Source organism: Acinetobacter sp. TYF_19, assembly GCF_043105125.1.
GTDB classification, from domain to species: domain Bacteria; phylum Pseudomonadota; class Gammaproteobacteria; order Pseudomonadales; family Moraxellaceae; genus Acinetobacter; species Acinetobacter johnsonii.
On sequence record NZ_JBICLH010000062.1, the window covers coordinates 34,881 to 52,382 of the forward strand.

The following is a 17,502-nucleotide window of genomic DNA, read 5'->3' on the forward strand; positions in this document are numbered from 1 at the left end:
AACTCCATATCTACGACAGTTACAGCAAAATTTCAATTTGACTGATCTTAAACCTGCGCGCATCAAAAAGAAATTGCGATATTCACCACTCAGTGAATTGTTTAATCCATTTTTTGTAAATATTGGCAGATTTGGTCAGTTACCTCATCGGTATGAAAAACTGGAAGTCCATGTGAACCAGTTAAAAGCATCGCATCTAAAAAAAATGCACCTAAAGTTTTTAAATTATCCAAGACTTTGTAGCTAACTAAAAAATCTTGTTTAGCCAGCAGATGGAGTTGATGTCCCGTATAATTTTGTAAGATCTCAACCGTATTTAAATGCTCTAAGCAATTGAGTCCCTGTTTTAGCAGATCTAAAGATTGAGGCTGAATCAAACTTTGCAACTGCAAAAAATCTTGCTTGGTGGTTGCCGTCCCTTGGCATACCATAAATCCAAATTTCTTTAAGGTTGCAATTGCATCTGCTTCGAAGGATTGTTTAAAGCTTTGAAATGTCGCTGGACTCATCGCAGTTGGCCAGTTTTCATGCGCCACAAAGCACGGATTTGAAGCCAGAGTGATTAACACTTTTTGCTGTTGATACTGCTGTTCAACAGCCGCGACCAATAAAGTTGCCAGTTGCCCCCCCAAAGACCAACCGATAATGACATCAAAATCTTTGGCTTGTTCAGCATGTTGCTGCAATGCCTGTGTATCCAATCCATTAAAAATATTGATCAGCTCAACCGAATGGCCTTTATGCTGCAAAGCATGAGACAAAGGTTGCAGTAACTTGGTCCCACCACCCCAGCCCGTGATGAGTAAAATACGTTGATTCAATGCAGACTCTAAAACTGTAAATTTCAAACAGTATAAAACCTCAGACTCCGTTGCAAAGCAAGCCCTTTGAATGAACAGTAAATTTAAATAAATAATTCAGATTTAGACACCAGAATCTCAGCACTTTAGTGCCTTAAAATTTGCTAAGATCAATGAAATACATTTCTGGACAGCCTACACAATGAAAATAATGCAAATGGCAACGATTAGCTTAATTTCGCTAGGTAGTTTCTGTGCCATCAGTAATGCCACTTATGCAGCACCAGCTTTTTCAAGCGCTTCATCAGACCAAAAGCAATGGGTAGGCAAGCCCGCACCGAGTTTTAAGTTACAAGATCAAAATGCCAAATGGCATGAGCTCAAACAATATCAAGGCAAATGGATCGTTCTGTATTTTTATCCGAAGGATGACTCGCCGGGCTGCACCCAAGAAGCCAATCAGTTCAAAGCACTCTATCCACAATTTAGCAAAAATAATGCGGTTGTCTTAGGCGTGAGTTTGGACGATGTACAGTCACATCAAAAATTTTCTAAAAAATTAGGGCTGAATTTCCCTATTTTGGCTGATCACAATCATCAACTGGCAAATCAACTCGGCATCGTGCGCAACTTGGGCATCGCGAAAATTGCGAAACGTGAAACTTTTCTGATTGACCCACAAGGTACGGTGGTCTATCACTACAGCAGTGTGAATACCCAAACCCATGCAGGACAAGTATTGGTAGATATTCAAAAGTTCTCTAAAAAATAACCCATACAAAAAAGCCTTCGGACATTGATTCGAAGGCTTTTTGATTACTCAGTAGGTAAATGCAAAAGCCACCTTTACATCAAGTGGCAGGCATCTCTTACATTTGAGACTGAATGTAGTTTTGCAGACCAATCAACTCAATTAAACGTAATTGTTTTTCTAACCAGTAGGTGTGGTCTTCTTCAGTATCTGACATTTGCTGACGTAACATGTCACGGGTAATGTAATCACCCTTTTCTTCACACAATTTTACGCCTTGCGCTAATTTTTCACGTACATGATATTCAAGCTTTAAATCGGCTTTTAAGCATGAAACGACATCTTCACCAATTTCAACGTCATCACGTTGCATATTCGGTGTGCCTTCCAAAAACAAAACCCGGCGAATGATCGCATCCGCATGCTGTGCTTCTTCTTGCATTTCATGATCGATACGTTCAAAGATTTTGCTCAAACCCCAATCTTCATACATACGTGAATGAATGAGATATTGATCGCGTGCAGCCAATTCTCCACCGATCAACATATTTAAGTAGTCTACGACTTCAGGATTGCCACGCATTTCAAAATCTCCATTCTCTAATGCAACTATTATGGACACATTTAATTCACTTTGCAAAAGATAAATTATGTAAGTTTATGATTTTTATAAAATTAAAATGAGAAACATACGCATTTGCAGTATGAATCATCAAAATAATAGTTATAAAATAAGCCTTTGCAAAACTTCATCGCTTTTGCAAAGGCTTTTTAGGCTTGAACAGCCCTATGCTTCATTTTGTAACCATTAAAAATGCTTCTTATTTCAGCCTTGGAACAGTATTCATTCTTTCACTTATTCTGAGCAACGGACCAAAGAGAACCCACTTCTGCGGACTGGACTCGGGCCTGAGCTTGGCGATAAAAACGGAAAAATAACCCTGCAAAAAGAAGAGCAAAGACGTCAACCCACCATAAAGAGGAAGAAGATGACCATAGCCCAATCTCAGGTAAGAGCAGTGCGATAGCAGAAGTCAAAGGCATGAGCAGTAAAACAATCACAATCGACAGCAATAACGTTGGGAATGCTCGTGCTGCGCCCAGTACGAAGCTCAGCATTAAACTGAAGATAAAAATCGCATAATAGATATACATAAACCATGCGTTGATACTGTGTAGTTCAGGACTGAGTACATAGGCCCAGCGCCCGATCAACATACTCATAACAATGCCAAAGACCGCTCCCAAACATGCGCCTATGGTTAAGTTTGCGATGAATTGCACATCCTTACGCTGTGCAGGTGGTGCTAAATTTGGATTTTTTTGTCGCTTTACACGCGATTCAATCCATAGAATATTGCCTGAGTAAAATAAAAATGCTCCGCCCAGACCCAAGGCCAAATACAACCAACGGGTAAAATCTCCACCATAGTTACCAAAGTGCAAACTGAACATCGATCGAATCAGTTGATCTAGACCAGAACTTTGGGTATTTAAATTGGCTGTACTATAAGGTGCAGGCTGATAAGGATTGAAAAACATCACGTCGAAGTTATCACCACGTAACATCTGGTCAGGGCTGTATAAACTCACGCGTGCCGATGCCTTAGCGGGTTGGTCTAGATTGTTAAAGCTTACAGACGAGACCTCATAGCCCTGTGCTTGTTGCTGTACCTGTAAGAGTATTTTTTCAACATCCAGTTGAGGAACTGGATCTACAATCTGCACCGCAGCGGGACGTTCAAACAGTGGTTTACCTTTGGACACCAACTGCCCCAAGCCATCATAAAAGAGATCATGAAATGCAAAAACAATTACCGTCACACTAATCAAAATATGAAACGGTAAACTGGTAATGCCAATCACATTATGCGCATCGAGCCAAAAGCGTTTTTTGTTCTTACCTTGCCGTATCGCAAAATAGTCTTTGACCAACGTCGGCAAGTGGATGATCAAACCTGTCATTAGCGCTAAAAAGTATAAGACGGATACCACACCCATCACATAAACACCGAGTGTATGGTGCCCAAGCATCCCTGGAATGCCTGCCGTTTCGTGCAGTTGTTCAATCAACCAACCCAGTTTAGATAAGTTTTCTTGTTCAACCTGTAAAGTGCCATCTGGTTTCAGTGTCGCCAACATCGCGCTTTGATCGGTATCAAAGGCATGATCATCATGTGCTTGACTTTGCGCAGGTTGCCACTGAATCGGGGCATAATGAAACTCTTTGGAGTTTAAATTGATCTGGAAACTTTTTTACGCTTCAGGATACTGCTGCTGTACCTGTGACACCAAATCGTTGTACTGATGGAGTTCAACCGTATTTAGACTTTGTTGCGGCGGCGTTACCCACTTACTCAAATCATGCTGAAACATACTCAGCCCACCTGCAAAAAAGCAAATGAACAAGAGAATGCCTGCACAAATCCCCACCCATGTATGTAACTCTTTGGCCAGTCGGAGAATATCTGTACGTACCTTCATGCCCTATTCTCCTATGAGCCAAAATATGAGTGTGTAAGCCACAACATTGAAAAACAGATAAATCACAATTGACTGCCATCCGCGTGGAATAAAATAGGCCACGAAAAAGAGTGGTAGCCAAATCCAAGGAATCGACCACATACCTAACTGTGGAGCAAGACTACGATACTCAGATTGCAGTCCCCACATTGTGATTAATGCAGCTAAAGCGAAAGCTAGGCTGAGTCCAAGAACTGCTCCTGCAAAGCTTTTCGTCCACCAGTCAGGTTGTATCTTTTGATCGCGTAGTAACCTCATGCGTCAAAGCCCCATGTAATAAAGGAAGAAATGGTAGTACTGACCACAACACCAATGGCATCAGTAACCACATCAACACCGCCACCAGTTTTGGTAATACAGTCAGTAAAAGAACCAATGCCAAAACAAAACCAATCCACCCGACCCAACGATACTTTTTCGCCACAGTCTGTTTAAGAACCGTTTGGTTAGGATGGGTCAAATACAGCAGCACACAACCACCACAGCACAGGAGTAAACCGAGAAATTTCATCATTGCGTTCAACTTAAATGAGGCAGCATTCAGACATAAAAAAGCCCACTGCATCGCAATGGGCTGATCATAAAAATTAGAAATCGAAAGTGACGCCAAGTTTATAGGTACGTGCACCACCAACCGTTGCATAGTAAGAGTTGAACACACCTTCCCAATATTTTTTATTAGTCACGTTATCTACATTGGCTAAGAAAGTCGTGTTTACACCACCAATTTTTGTCGCATATTTAGCCCCCAAATCTAAAATCGTGTAATCAGGCAACTCTAAACTATTATCCGTATTTAAGTATTGTTCACTCACATAAGATGCACGAGCATTTACACTCAAACCGTCAACGACAGGAATTTTATAGTCCATACCCAAACCAGCAGTAAAATCAGGCGTACCAATTACAGTATTACCTACTTGAGATGCTGTCCCCGATTTAACATATTCAGCATCAATATAAGCTAAGTTCGCCATCAAACTTAAGTCTTCGGTTAGCTGTCCTGCTGTTGAAAACTCGATACCACGTGAGCGGGTCTCTGCATCATCTTTAACTTCTAGGCTTGTTGAGTCTTGATAGGCTTCAGGCTTTTCAATTTGGTAAAGTGCCAAAGTATTAAGCCAAGAACCCACTTGGTATTTTGTCCCTAGTTCATATTGCTTGGTTTGATAAGGGGCTAATGTCTCACCCTTATTTGTTGCAGTTGGATAAGTCATATCTGAAACTGTTACCCCTTCAGATAGCCCTTCGACATAACTTGCATAGAAAGATAGGTCCTCACCAAATGGTTTAACGACGAGACCTAAGCTTGGGGAAAGTTTATCTGATGAATATTTCGTCTTTTTATACAAGTTTTGAGTATCAATATCTTGGTACCGTGCACCTAAAATGACTTGTAATTTATCGTCTAACATCGACATTTGATCGGTTAAGTTATAGCTGACATAGCGGTTATCGGCATAAGGTACGATAGTTGGATATGACGTAGGCATTTGTTCAGATGCATCTACAATTGGATTATAAAGGTTAGTATCAAATGCATTTGATGTTGCTGCCGAATGCTGCCAATAATTGCGTGTCAGATAATCGGCGCGTAAGCCAAGTGTATGTTGGATGGCACCTGTATCAAACTTACCTTCTAACCCAAGATTAGCCGCGACAGCATGTTCTTGATAACCCACCCGATAATATTGTGAACTGGCAGCACCTGTATTTGTGTTATTAACGATTAAACGTGTACCAAAGATATGTCCTGAATATTCTTTTTCGTTATAACCTACACCCGCAAATACTTTTAAATCAGGGCTAAGTTTATATTCGCCTGATACTCCCAAGTATTGACTGCTTTGCTCACCGTGAATGTTTGGGAAGAAATTACTATCCCCACTCGGTGCATCTATTAATTTATATGGTGTAGTACATTGGGATGCCTTTAACTTAGGTGTACATGGAATAAATCCAACCATCGCAGGTGAACCATTATCACGTTTATCTCGTACCGCATAAGCGTCAAAGTTTAGTTTCAACTTATCCGTTGTATAGTCAAGTGCCACGACCCCTGTTGAATTTGTATCATCCATGCCATCAATGATATGTTCACCTTGCCCATAAGAGCCACCGACACGTACACCAAATTCCTTGTTGTTACCTAAACGTCTTGCAACATCAAAGCCTGATTTATAATAACCATCGTCTTCATAGCTTGCACTTACACGTGTCAGGTCTTGGTTAGCGCGCTTCGTTTGCGCCATGACCACACCACCGACACTCCCAGCCGGTGCCATGCCCGCCACTAGAGCATTAGGACCTTTAAGCACAGTGACCGAATCAATAATATCTGTTGGAATACGTCCAGTTGGCGCCATGCCATATAGACCATTCATGTTGTAGTCTTCAAAACCTACAGAAAAACCACGGATCTGAATGTTTTCATTTAAATGACCTGAATTGGTCGTTTCACGAATACTTGGATCATTTTTAAGAGCTTCAGAAACCGTCGCAGCTTGATTATCAGAAATTGTTTTTGCAGTATATGTCGTGACACTAAAAGGGGTATCAATGACAGACTTATTACCCAAGGCGCCTAACTTAGCTTCTTTGGCTAACTTACCATCTGCATAGTTTTGTTGTTGTGCCTGCGCTTCTGATTTTAAGGAAGGTAAAACAGAAAGCTCCTCTGCAAAAGCAAGCTGTAAACAGCCTCCACCCATCATCAAAAGCCCAACAGAGCTTGCAAGAATTTTTTTAGAGAAGGATTTCATTTTAAACAACACTTATTTTAATGAGAATCATTATTATATGTAAAATAATTATCATTATTTATTGTATTTTATCATTTGACTTATCTATCTGATCTAAAATACAAATTTAAGCTTACTGCGAAAAAATACGTTTTACTCGCTCATTTTCAATACAGTCTGGTGCAATATTATAAAATGACGCATAAGTCAGACACCTGTTCACCCCATAGGCAAAGACTTTCATGGCATTCACGTTTACACTAAGCCAATACTTAAAACAACAATGGGTAATCTATGACAAACTTAGCAACACAAGCACCGGTACTGGTTACAGGTGCATCGGGTTATATTGCCAGTTGGGTGATTCAAAAATTATTAACCCAAGGGTATACCGTTCATGCCACTGTACGTGACCTGAACAAAACCCAAAGCTTCGCGCATTTATCTAAAATTGCAGACAGCAGTGCTGGAACACTGAAACTCTTTAAAGCCAATTTGCTCGAGCCCAATTCCTTTAAAGAAGCGATGCAAGGCTGTGAAATTGTCTTTCATATGGCCTCTCCTTTCGTCGTTACTAACTATAAAGATGCGGTGAAAGACATCATTGAACCTGCTGTTTTGGGTACAGAAAATGTCTTAAACACCGTAAATGCAACCGAGTCCGTTAAACGCGTCATTGTCACTTCGAGTATTGCTTCGACCTATGGCGATGCCATTGATATTTTAAAAACAGATCATAATACTTTTGATGAAAGTCACTGGAACACCAGCAGTTCCGAGACCCATCAGCCTTATCCATATTCTAAAGTGATGGCTGAGCGTAAAGCTTGGGAAATGGCTGAGGCACAAGATCGTTGGCAGTTGGTATGCATTAACCCTGCGTTGGTCTTTGGTCGTTCATTGACACCAAATACACAGTCAGGCTCAATTGAGGTCTTACAACAGTTTACCAATGGTTTGACTTTAGCGGGTGTCCCACCTATGTGGAATGGTGTGGTCGATGTTCAAGATGTTGCTGAAGCGCACTTACAAGCAGCATTCACCCCAGAAGCAACAGGTCGTTACATTGTAAGTGGTGGAACTTTAAGTCTGCTTGAAATCGGTCAATTGCTTAAAGCTCATTTTGGTTGGAAGTTTCCATTTCCACGAAATGAACTCCCTAAAGCTGCCTTTAAGGTGATTGGTCCATTCATTGGCTTTAGCCGCGAGTTTGTTGAGCTGAATATGGGTTATCCGATTTATTTTGATGCAAACAAGAGCCAAAAAGAATTGGGCTTACACTACCGAGATGTCAAAGAAAGCCTCGTTGAACACTTCCAACAATTGCTCGATGACGGTGTCATTAAGCAATATATTCCTTGAAATAAACAACCTAATTTTGACTTAAATATTTCTCCAGCTTATTGAAGAAATGATCTTGGCGGAGTCTTATCAAGTTCTCACCCCATTTCATCATTAGCCTGCAGCTGGCCCTACTTTTGTTTCGGCAAAAGTAGGCAAAACCATTGTCATCTGCAAAACCTGACCACTTTTTGATGTATCAGAAATATGTCGCAGAAACATTAGCTTTTTTACACCACGCAGGTTGCAGATGACGTGCCCAAGTATCATATTTCTGATTTAACCTGAGTCAACAATCTAAACCGCTAATTGTCCATAATCTTTCATCAGTTGAATAAACTCAGCTTCATTAATCACAGCAATCCCAAGCTTCTCTGCTTTATCCAGCTTTGAACCTGCTTTTTCACCTGCAACAACACACTTGGTTTTACTCGACACACTACCACTCACACGTGCACCCAGTGCTTGTAGGAGCTGCGTTGCTTCATCACGCCCCATCGTACTGAGTGTACCCGTCACGACCCAACTTTCTCCATTTAGAGGCTGGCGACTTGGTGCCACAGGCGCATCCCAGTGAATACCTGCCGCCAATAATCGGTCTAAAACTTCAAGGTTATGCGGCGCTTGGAAAAAGTCGACAATCCACTCTGCCGTGATATCCCCCACATCTGGGGTTTTCTTTAAAGCTTCAATGTCTGCGACACGTAACGCATCTAAAGTTTGGAAAGTATTTGCCAACATACGTGCTGTGGTTTCACCCACGCCACGAATCCCCAATGCATAAATAAATGCAGCCAAGGTAGTCTTCTTGCTATTTTCAATCGAATCAATCAAGTTCTGAACGGACTTCTCACCCATTTTTTCAATGGTTAATAGCTTTTCTCGGTGCTCATGTAGGTGATAAATATCAGCCACATCTTTAAGCAAATCAAGATGTAACAGTGATTCGACCCAACGATCCCCCAAACCTTCAATATCAAGCGCTTTACGTGACACGAAGTGGCGAATTGCCTCAATACGCTGTGCAGCACAATACAAACCACCAGAGCAACGTGCTAAAGCTTCACCTTCGGGCATCACCACTGGCGATTCACACACAGGACATTGGCTCGGGAGTTCAACTTCAGTCGCATCGACAGGACGGAACTCAGGCCACACTTTTTCCACTTTGGGAATCACATCACCACTACGGTAAACACTGACAGTATCGCCAATTCGCACATCTAGGCGGTGAATCTCCCCAATATTATGCAAGGTCACATTTGAAACGGTCACGCCGCCCACAGCAACAGGATTCAAACGCGCCACAGGTGTGAGTGTACCTGTACGCCCCACTTGCCAGTCAATATTTTCAACCGTGGTGAGCGCAGCCACCGCAGGGAATTTATAAGCCGTTGCCCAACGCGGTTCACGACTTAAAAAACCGAGCTGTTGCTGTTGTTTGAGACTGTTGACCTTAATCACCATGCCGTCAATTTCCACACTCAATTGTGGTCGTTCCGCATTGATTTGTTCATAAACCGCTTGAACTTCTTGAATACTATCGCAGACAAAATGACGCTCACCAACTGCAAAGCCAAACTGTTGCAACCACTCTAGACTTTCCGACATGGTGCTTTGACCATGATTGGGTTCACACTGCGCAATACCATAAGCATAAAATGCGAGTGGACGCGAAGCCGCAATATTCGGGTCTAACTGACGTAGACTTCCAGCTGCGGCGTTACGTGGGTTGGCAAAAGTCTTCTCCCCTTTGGCTTCATTTTCGGCATTGAGCTTTTCAAAACCTGCTTTAGGCATCAAAACTTCGCCACGAACTTCCAGTAGCGTAGGTACTTCACCCTGATCTGTACTCAACACCTTCGGCAAGTTCCGAATAGTTTTGACGTTTTGAGTAATGTCTTCCCCTGTCTCACCATCACCACGCGTCACCCCACGCACCAGCACACCTTGTTCATACCACAGTGAGATGGCAAGACCATCAAACTTCAGTTCGACATCATATTGAATCGTTTGATTCGGCAAACGTTCTTCTGCTCGGCGTGCAAAGGCAAACAGTTCGTCTTGATTAAATACATTGCCTAAAGACAACATCGGTACCACATGGGTCACGCTCGTAAACTTCGCCAAAGGTTTACCACCGACTTTATTGATCGGGCTATCTGGCTGAATATACTCAGGGTATTGTTCTTCTAAAGCTTTCAGTTGATGAAAGAGCTGATCATATTCACTGTCTAAAATGGTCGGCTGATCCATCACATAATAAGCATGATTATGCTGTGCCAAAATTTGGATCAGTTGACGCATTTGCGCAACGACAGTCGAAGTTTGAGTCATAATTTCACCATAAAAAAGGGCGGTCTTTGTTCCGCCCTAAAAATTGTATTTCTACTGTCTATTATAGAAATCGTTACCGCTGCTTTCAATCAGATTAAGCGTCGATTGCTTGTCCAGCACGGTAATCAATCGCCAAGTGGCGCCAATGCTCACGCAGTTGTGGCGTGAACTCTTGGTTATTTTGATCATAAACCGTTCCATCGATTTCACGAGCAATTAAACGTGAAATACTGTCCATGGTGTCAAAGGCATTTTGGACATCACGGTGTGGTAAGGCCAAGAAAAATGCCAAGCCTTTAATTGGATCGGTCGACAGATTTTCCAAGTCAAAACCATCCATGCCTGTATCAGTAATTTGCAACACAGAGAACAGTAACTTAGTTCCATCTTCGTTATAACGGTGGAAACATGACATTTCACCAAAACGTAAACCATACTTCATTAAAACTTTTAAAGTTTTCTCACCAGACAATGCACGACGTTCAGGATAAACATTCAGGGCAATAAACGACTCTGCTGTGGCTAAGGCACTTTCATCATCGACAATTTTCTGCTCATACAAATGTGCATCTAAAATACTACTTTCATCGTCAAACTCTGAAATTTCGGCTTTTTCGACATTGGCATTTAAACTAAATTCAGCTTTATCCGCTTTTGCTTGGTCATCAACAAGCGAGGAGCTTGCGCTTTCAGTCGTTAATTCCGTTGCATCTGCTATAGCATTTTCAGGAGCGACTGAGTTTACTGCTTTATTTTCTACCTCAGCTGACGCATCCAAACTTGGTTCAGTACTGCTGCTTTCGAGCACACTGTCTGCATCCAAAGCTTTCGGTTCGGCTTTTTCAGACAGTGTCTCTTCTACAGAGTTTTCGTTTAAAGTCGGCTCTTGACGTTCAGCCTCTTCAACTGATGCCGTTTGCAGTTGATCACGTACGTGACGCGGGATAATCGGTTTTTGACTGTCCGCATCGATATGCAATGCGGACTCAAGTGAAGGCGCTGCATCTGCCGGCTTTCGAAAAATCATTCGAACCCCAAACAGCATAATGATCACTGCTATGACGATACCAATAATTGTTGTGTATTCCATCTTATTAGGCCTCCGCGACTAAACCGTATTCTTTTGCCTGTTCTAAATTTACAGTCACTAATTTTGATGTTCCCGGTTCAGGCATCGTAACACCTAACAAGTCGGTCGCCATCGTCATTGCGAGTTTATTATGGGTAATGTAAATGAATTGCACCTGTTCAGAAAGCTCTTTTACAAGATTACAAAATCTTCCCACGTTCGCATCATCCAAAGGCGCATCAACTTCATCCAAAACACAAAATGGCGATGGATTGAGACGGAAAATCGCAAATACCAAGGCCAATGCGGTCAGGGCTTTTTCTCCCCCTGAAAGTAGCGCCAATGAGCTATTGCGTTTGCCTGGTGGACGGGCCATGAGTTTAACCCCAGACTGCCAGTCATCTTCTAAAGTCAGACTCGCTTCTCCACCATTGAAAACTTTCGGGAACAGATCTTGTAGTTCGGTATTGACCCGATCAAAAGTGCTCATGAACAGTTTACGGGTTTCTTGGTCAATACTTTTCATTGCAGCACGCAACTGCTCAACGGTATTTTCCAAATCTTGAATTTGATGGCTCAACTCTTCAAAACGTTTAGACACTTCTTCATATTCTTCTGAAGCCGCCAAATTGACTGCGCCCAATTTCTCAAACTGCTGCTGTGCTTTTTCCAAAATCTGTTGATGGCTACTGATATCAATGCTTAAACCCACAACAACTTCAACATTCATTTCTTTGAGCTGTTCAGAATAATGTTGTAAGTCTGACTTTGCCGCTTGCCACGCCAACCGTTTCTCTTCTAACTGGGTTCTCAGCTTTTCATCTTGTTGTTGCTGTTGATGACGGTGTTCGGTCAAACTTTGCTGACGTTCTTGCACCGCATTCAGCTCAACTTGCCATTCAGACCATGTTTTTTGTAGCTTTTCAGTGATCTGTGCTTGTTCGCTGAACTGGCTTTCCAAGGCAGGCAGCTCAAGTTGTACAGGATCAATAAACTTTTTGGCCTGCTCCATCTGTGACAATATTTGCTGATACTGCGCTTTTAAGAAAGTACTGTCTTTCTCTAACAGTTCAATCTGCTGTGTGGTTTGCACCGCCTGACGACGCACCATTTCAAGTGCTTGCCAAACCTGCTGCGACTGCTGCTGGCTATCATCCAGTTGCTCAGTCAAAGACTCCACTTGGAACTGCATGCTTTTGTAGTTTGGCAAGTTTTGCTCTAGCTTAATATTCAATGCATGCAAATCAATCTCTAGATCATCTTTTTGCATAGCATCTTCTTCAAGCTGACTGTCTAGCTGCGCCAGTTGATTGGCCAATTGTTGCTTTTGCACTTCAAAAGCTTGGTTAGTACTTTGCACTTTGGCAATATTCACATCAATCTGCTGCGTCGCTTGAGCTTCTTTTTTCAACAGTTGTTGATCCGCTTTTAACTGCTCATCCACCGCTTGTACTTGAGTACGAAGCTCGGTAGTTTTCGTTTCAAGCTGAGTCAGCAGTTCCGTTTTTTCAGTAAGGGTCTGTTCAATTTCATCTAAACGAATTCGATGACTTAGCGCACCCTGTCCAGCTTGGCTCGCTTCGTCATAATCCAAACCAATCACCCAGTCCATGCCGACATGATAACCGTCTAAACTCAGAAGAGACTGACCATCTTTCAATTGCTTTTGCAGAGCCAAGGCTTGTTTTAAGTTGGTGGTCACCCCCACCTGCTGCCACAAAGAGGATTGTGGCGATTCAATCCAACTGGCTAGGCTATCGCAACCTGCAATTTCGATCAGTTCAACATGCGGCTGAGGCGTTAACTGACGTGCAACGGCATCGGTGAATGCATCGCTGTTGTCCAAACAGTGCGCTGAAAGCCATTTGGCTAAGAATTTTTCGACCAGCGCGGCATGGGTTTTAGCCGCATCTTTAAGCTGCAGCACATGCATCAACTGTGGATGATCACTATTTTTTAAGGCACTAACTTTAACCAACAACTGCTTAAGATGCTTCTGTTCGGCACTTAAGACCTGTATATCTGCTTTGTGCTGATTCAGCTCAGTTTGAGCAGCTTGGTGTTGGATACGCAAATCATCCAGCTGCAACTGCACCTCAATGATACTTTGCTCACGTTGTAACTGCTGTGCCTCGGCGTCTTGCTTGGCATGTAACAGTTGATCAATCGCATCCAACTGGCTTTGGTTTTGAATTTGCGCTGCTTGCTGCTCTAAAATCTGCTTTTGTTGTTCAAAGCGTAAAATGTTTTTGGCCAACTGTTCACTTTGTGCCAACATTTGCGTTTTTTGTTGCTGCTGTTTTTCAACCAAACTTTTGACTTGTTCAAACTGTTGAAGCAACTGTTGCTGCTGTGCTTTTAAATCCATTAAACCTTGGCTTTGCTGTTGGTTTTGACTTTCTTGCTGTTGTAACTGTTCGGTATGAAGCTCATTTTGTTCGTGCAAACTTTCCAGTTGCAGCTCGATCAGTTGCATACGTTCTTTGGTTTGCGCCTTCTGCTGTTCAAGCTGTGCCAAAGTGGTCGTGTTTTGCTGGAACAGTGTCTGCTTTTGTTCCAAAGTCATTTTCAACTCAGCCAGCTTTTTCTCTGCCTGTTGCCACTCACTCTGTAGTGGCGTGGACTGCTGAATCAGGCGTTGAAATAGTTCACTGGTTGACGTCAAATCATGCTCTAAAGTGGTTAACTCTGAACGGACTAACTTGAACTGATCGCCCAAATCATTCATGTGCAACGTATATTCTTGCTGTAAACGGCTGCTTTGTTCACATTGAAAAGATAAAACTTCGACTTTAATGGTGCGAATTTGGCTTTCCAGTGTTTTGTACTGAATTGCGGTTTCAGCCTGACGTTTTAAAGTTTTTAACTGTGATCTTAACTCGGAGGCAATATCTTCTAAACGCGATAAATTTTGCGTAGTGTGATCCAAATGCAATAAAGTTTCACGGCGACGTGCTTGATAACGCGAAACTCCTGCCGCTTCCTCAATAAAAACCCGCATTTCTTCAGGTTTTGCATCGACCAAACGGTTGATCATGCCCTGTTCAATAATCGAATAAGAACGTGGCCCTAAACCTGTGCCCAAGAAAATATCGGTAATGTCCCGACGACGGCATTTGGTGCCATTTAAAAAGTATTCAGACTTGCCATCGCGGTTGACCTGACGTTTGACCGCCAGTTCTGTATAGGCATTATAGCTACCGCCTAACTTGCCATAAGTGTTGTCAAAACGCAGTTCTACACTGGCGACACTGACGGGTTTACGCTTTGCCGTACCGGTAAAAATGACATCCTGCATACTGCCACCACGCAACTGACGCGCACTGGATTCGCCCATGACCCAGCGAATTGCATCGATCACATTGGATTTACCACAACCGTTCGGCCCAACGACTGCAGTACGGTTATCTTTAAAGTGTAATGTGGTACTGTCGGCAAAAGATTTGAAGCCGGAAAGTTTTAAACTGCTTAAACGCATAATGTCCTGACTAACGTCGTGAGCGTCTCGCCCACGCAAGTTCAATTTGTTTCATTCGGGTCAGAGATTCCAACACCAAGTTACGTAAGTGTCGACAAAAATCTTCCATAAATAAAGTAGCTTGTTGTGATTTTCTGATTAAAACAGCATCAGTCACCAGTTTAAATAAATCATAAGATTCTTGTAACTCTCTACGCGAAGTATTTAAGGTTAAAAAATAGCTCCGTCGTATCGAGGGTAACAGTTCTTGGTAAAACTTCATCAAATAAGCATTGCCCACCATTTCATGCTGGCGCGCCAATCCTTCAAAAATCAAATCATAAAATTTTTCGATACTGCCCTGTTTCAGCTGATTCCCCAACTCATCCAATAACAGCTGTAAACGTTCCGCTTCATAGCTACGCCATGTTTCCGCAATGCGTTGCACAATTTGCCCCAATAGCAGACTGCTGGTGTCAAACAAGGCACGCACTTGCTGAGCGGACATTTCAGAAACGATAGCGCCGCGGCGCGGGTAGATTTCAATCAGATGTGTACGTTCAAGCAGTAACAAAGCCTCACGCACCGAGCCGCGACTCACATCCAGTTCAGCGGCAATACGTAATTCTTGTATGCGCTCACCTTCGACCAACTCACCGCGAATGATTTGTTCACTGATGTGCTTGGCAATTTGTTCGGACAAACTCTCTGTATCATGTGCTTGCATACTGTTCCTAACTTGTTTTTATAAGATGCAATCCATGGTCTTTAGTGACCTATTTTTAGGTTTTACCCGATCTTAAACGCTAAACACTATGTCATTGTCTAACAATTTTACCGTCTATAATGCCAATCAACAGCAACGCACACAACATTGTCAAAGAAATTAAGAACTAAAACCTTGATAAATAAAATATAAACCAACTACCACCAACAAACCAGCAAAACACTTTTTCAACATCGCAGGCGATAAAAGATGCGCCACTTTCGCACCAAACTTTGCGGTGATAAAACTCATGACCGCAATCCCGAAAAATGCATAGACATGAATATAACCAATGGTATTTGGTACATTCACTTCAGCCCGATGCCCGAACCACATAAAACCTATAGCGCCAGCCACTGCAATTGGTAAGCCACAAGCAGCTGACGTCGCCACCGCTTTTTGCATAACCACACCATGACGGTTTAAGTACGGCACTGTCAAACTGCCCCCACCAATGCCAAAGATCGCAGAAGCCACACCAATGCCTGCACCGACAAATAACTGTTTGCCTGTAGAGGGCAACTGACGCGATGGATCGACCTCAACATGTGCGCCACTAAACATTTTGTACGCCACCCACACCGCAAAAAAACCGATCAACAGTTGTAAGCCATGTCCTGACATATAGTCTGCAATGCCCGCACCTAAAAAAGCGCCCATAACTAAACCCGGTGCCAAATTGCGAAACACAGGCCACAACACGGCCCCACGTTTATGATGCGCACTCACTGAACTCATTGACGTGACAATGATGGTCGCCAATGATGTACCAACAGCCATATGCATAATGACACTCGGGTCATAGTTCAGATGAGTAAACACCACATATAAAATCGGGATGATAATGAGTCCACCACCGACCCCAAATAGCCCCGCAGCAAAACCAGCGATTGCGCCAATCAGTAAATATATGATTAACTCCATGATCATTTTTCACTTTTCTCAGATTCATATGGATTTAGAGACACGCCAATTACAACAGCTTCTCGCTGAAGCACAGCAACTTCCTGAAGTTTTATTGCTTAAGCCAGTTACCACATCCACCAATGATGATGTGCGTGAAATTGCGCAAAAAGGGATTCAGAGCGTTTTGGTCTGCAGTACACGACAAACTCAAGGTCGTGGACAGCGCCAACGACAATGGGTTTCTCCTGAAGGAAACATCTATTTAAGCACATTGCTACAAACCAAAACACCTATAGATGGGCGCTTGGCTTTAGAAATTGCGTTAAATATCTTGCAAATGCCGAGTTTGCAAGGCCTTGCTCTGCAAGTGAAATGGCCAAATGACCTTTACAGTGCTCAAGGTAAATGGGGAGGAATTTTAGTTGAACCACTGTCAAGCCACCAAGCGATTATTGGAGTAGGTATCAATATCAACCAAATCGAAGATACCCAGCTTGATCAAGCCACCAGCTCACTTGAACAGCTGGGTTTAGCCCAAGCAGAGCGAATTCGCTTAATGGCAGAACTGTATCTGGCGATTCAACAGGCAGGCCTATGGTTCACCCATAACAGTGCAAATTTGGCTTCTCGTTTCAATCATTACGCAGCATTTATGCAGCAACAGGTCGAATTTGAACATATGAAAGGTCTGTCTCAAGGCATCTTTTTAGGCATTCAAGATGATGGTGCAGTACAAATTCAGACCGCCAATGGTGTGGAAAGCTTTTATCAAGGCCGTTTACGCCCAATGATCCCTGTTTAAATGATTGAG

Annotated in this window: 13 protein-coding genes and 1 pseudogene; 3 read left to right on the top strand and 11 right to left on the bottom strand. The window is 42.7% G+C overall.

Annotated elements, in window-relative coordinates; genetic code table 11:
* Positions 1-101: 101 nt before the first annotated feature.
* Positions 102-848, bottom strand: coding sequence for a hydrolase (locus tag ACF8FD_RS08645; protein WP_392453326.1), 747 nt, complete (start codon positions 846-848; stop codon positions 102-104).
* A 154-nt stretch (positions 849-1,002) separates the two neighbouring features.
* Between ACF8FD_RS08645 and ACF8FD_RS08650 the strand changes: the two genes are divergently transcribed.
* Positions 1,003-1,572: a peroxiredoxin gene (locus tag ACF8FD_RS08650; protein ID WP_234304577.1), complete on the top strand. Its 570-nt coding sequence runs from the start codon at positions 1,003-1,005 to the stop codon at positions 1,570-1,572.
* Between the two features lie 97 nt (positions 1,573-1,669).
* Here ACF8FD_RS08650 and bfr read toward each other — a convergent pair whose 3' ends face one another.
* The 5 genes and pseudogenes from bfr to ACF8FD_RS08675 all read right to left on the bottom strand — a co-directional run bounded on the left by bfr (position 1,670) and on the right by ACF8FD_RS08675 (position 6,836).
* Entirely contained in the window at positions 1,670-2,134 is a 465-nt protein-coding gene (gene bfr / locus ACF8FD_RS08655; RefSeq protein WP_004695301.1) for a bacterioferritin, read from the bottom strand.
* 269 nt (positions 2,135-2,403) lie between these two features.
* Positions 2,404-4,035 (bottom strand): annotated as a pseudogene (locus tag ACF8FD_RS08660) (PepSY-associated TM helix domain-containing protein).
* 3 nt (positions 4,036-4,038) lie between these two features.
* Positions 4,039-4,332 (bottom strand): hypothetical protein, encoded by a 294-nt coding sequence (locus ACF8FD_RS08665; RefSeq protein ID WP_279679202.1) that lies wholly within the window; start codon positions 4,330-4,332, stop codon positions 4,039-4,041.
* Positions 4,298-4,588, bottom strand: a complete 291-nt coding sequence (locus tag ACF8FD_RS08670; RefSeq protein ID WP_234304576.1) for a hypothetical protein — start codon at positions 4,586-4,588, stop codon at positions 4,298-4,300. Before ACF8FD_RS08670 ends, ACF8FD_RS08665 begins: the two co-directional genes overlap by 35 nt.
* A gap of 73 nt (positions 4,589-4,661) precedes the next feature.
* On the bottom strand, positions 4,662-6,836 hold the full coding sequence (locus ACF8FD_RS08675; RefSeq protein WP_279679203.1) for a TonB-dependent siderophore receptor: 2,175 nt from the start codon (positions 6,834-6,836) through the stop codon (positions 4,662-4,664).
* A gap of 273 nt (positions 6,837-7,109) precedes the next feature.
* Here ACF8FD_RS08675 and ACF8FD_RS08680 point away from each other — a divergent pair, with 273 nt between their 5' ends.
* Complete coding sequence (locus ACF8FD_RS08680) at positions 7,110-8,177, top strand: aldehyde reductase (protein WP_234304574.1); 1,068 nt, start codon at positions 7,110-7,112, stop codon at positions 8,175-8,177.
* A 276-nt stretch (positions 8,178-8,453) separates the two neighbouring features.
* On the opposite strand, the gene ligA is transcribed toward ACF8FD_RS08680, so the two are convergent.
* The 5 genes from ligA to ACF8FD_RS08705 form a co-directional block, all read right to left on the bottom strand.
* Positions 8,454-10,493, bottom strand: coding sequence for an NAD-dependent DNA ligase LigA (gene ligA / locus ACF8FD_RS08685; RefSeq protein ID WP_234304573.1), 2,040 nt, complete (start codon positions 10,491-10,493; stop codon positions 8,454-8,456).
* 94 nt (positions 10,494-10,587) lie between these two features.
* Positions 10,588-11,583, bottom strand: coding sequence for a cell division protein ZipA C-terminal FtsZ-binding domain-containing protein (locus ACF8FD_RS08690; protein WP_205667653.1), 996 nt, complete (start codon positions 11,581-11,583; stop codon positions 10,588-10,590).
* 4 nt (positions 11,584-11,587) lie between these two features.
* The gene (gene smc, locus ACF8FD_RS08695) at positions 11,588-15,040 is read right to left on the bottom strand and encodes a chromosome segregation protein SMC (RefSeq protein WP_234305073.1); all 3,453 of its coding nucleotides are present in this window, start codon (positions 15,038-15,040) and stop codon (positions 11,588-11,590) included.
* 10 nt (positions 15,041-15,050) lie between these two features.
* Positions 15,051-15,746, bottom strand: coding sequence for a GntR family transcriptional regulator (locus ACF8FD_RS08700; protein ID WP_004983028.1), 696 nt, complete (start codon positions 15,744-15,746; stop codon positions 15,051-15,053).
* 159 nt (positions 15,747-15,905) lie between these two features.
* On the bottom strand, positions 15,906-16,709 hold the full coding sequence (locus ACF8FD_RS08705; protein ID WP_205667651.1) for a sulfite exporter TauE/SafE family protein: 804 nt from the start codon (positions 16,707-16,709) through the stop codon (positions 15,906-15,908).
* Positions 16,710-16,737: 28 nt separating this feature from the next.
* On the opposite strand from ACF8FD_RS08705, the gene ACF8FD_RS08710 reads away from it, so the two are divergent.
* Positions 16,738-17,493 carry a biotin--[acetyl-CoA-carboxylase] ligase gene (locus ACF8FD_RS08710; RefSeq protein ID WP_279679205.1) on the top strand — a complete coding sequence of 252 codons (756 nt, stop codon included), beginning with the start codon at positions 16,738-16,740 and terminating at the stop codon, positions 17,491-17,493.
* The last annotated feature ends 9 nt before the right edge of the window (positions 17,494-17,502 follow it).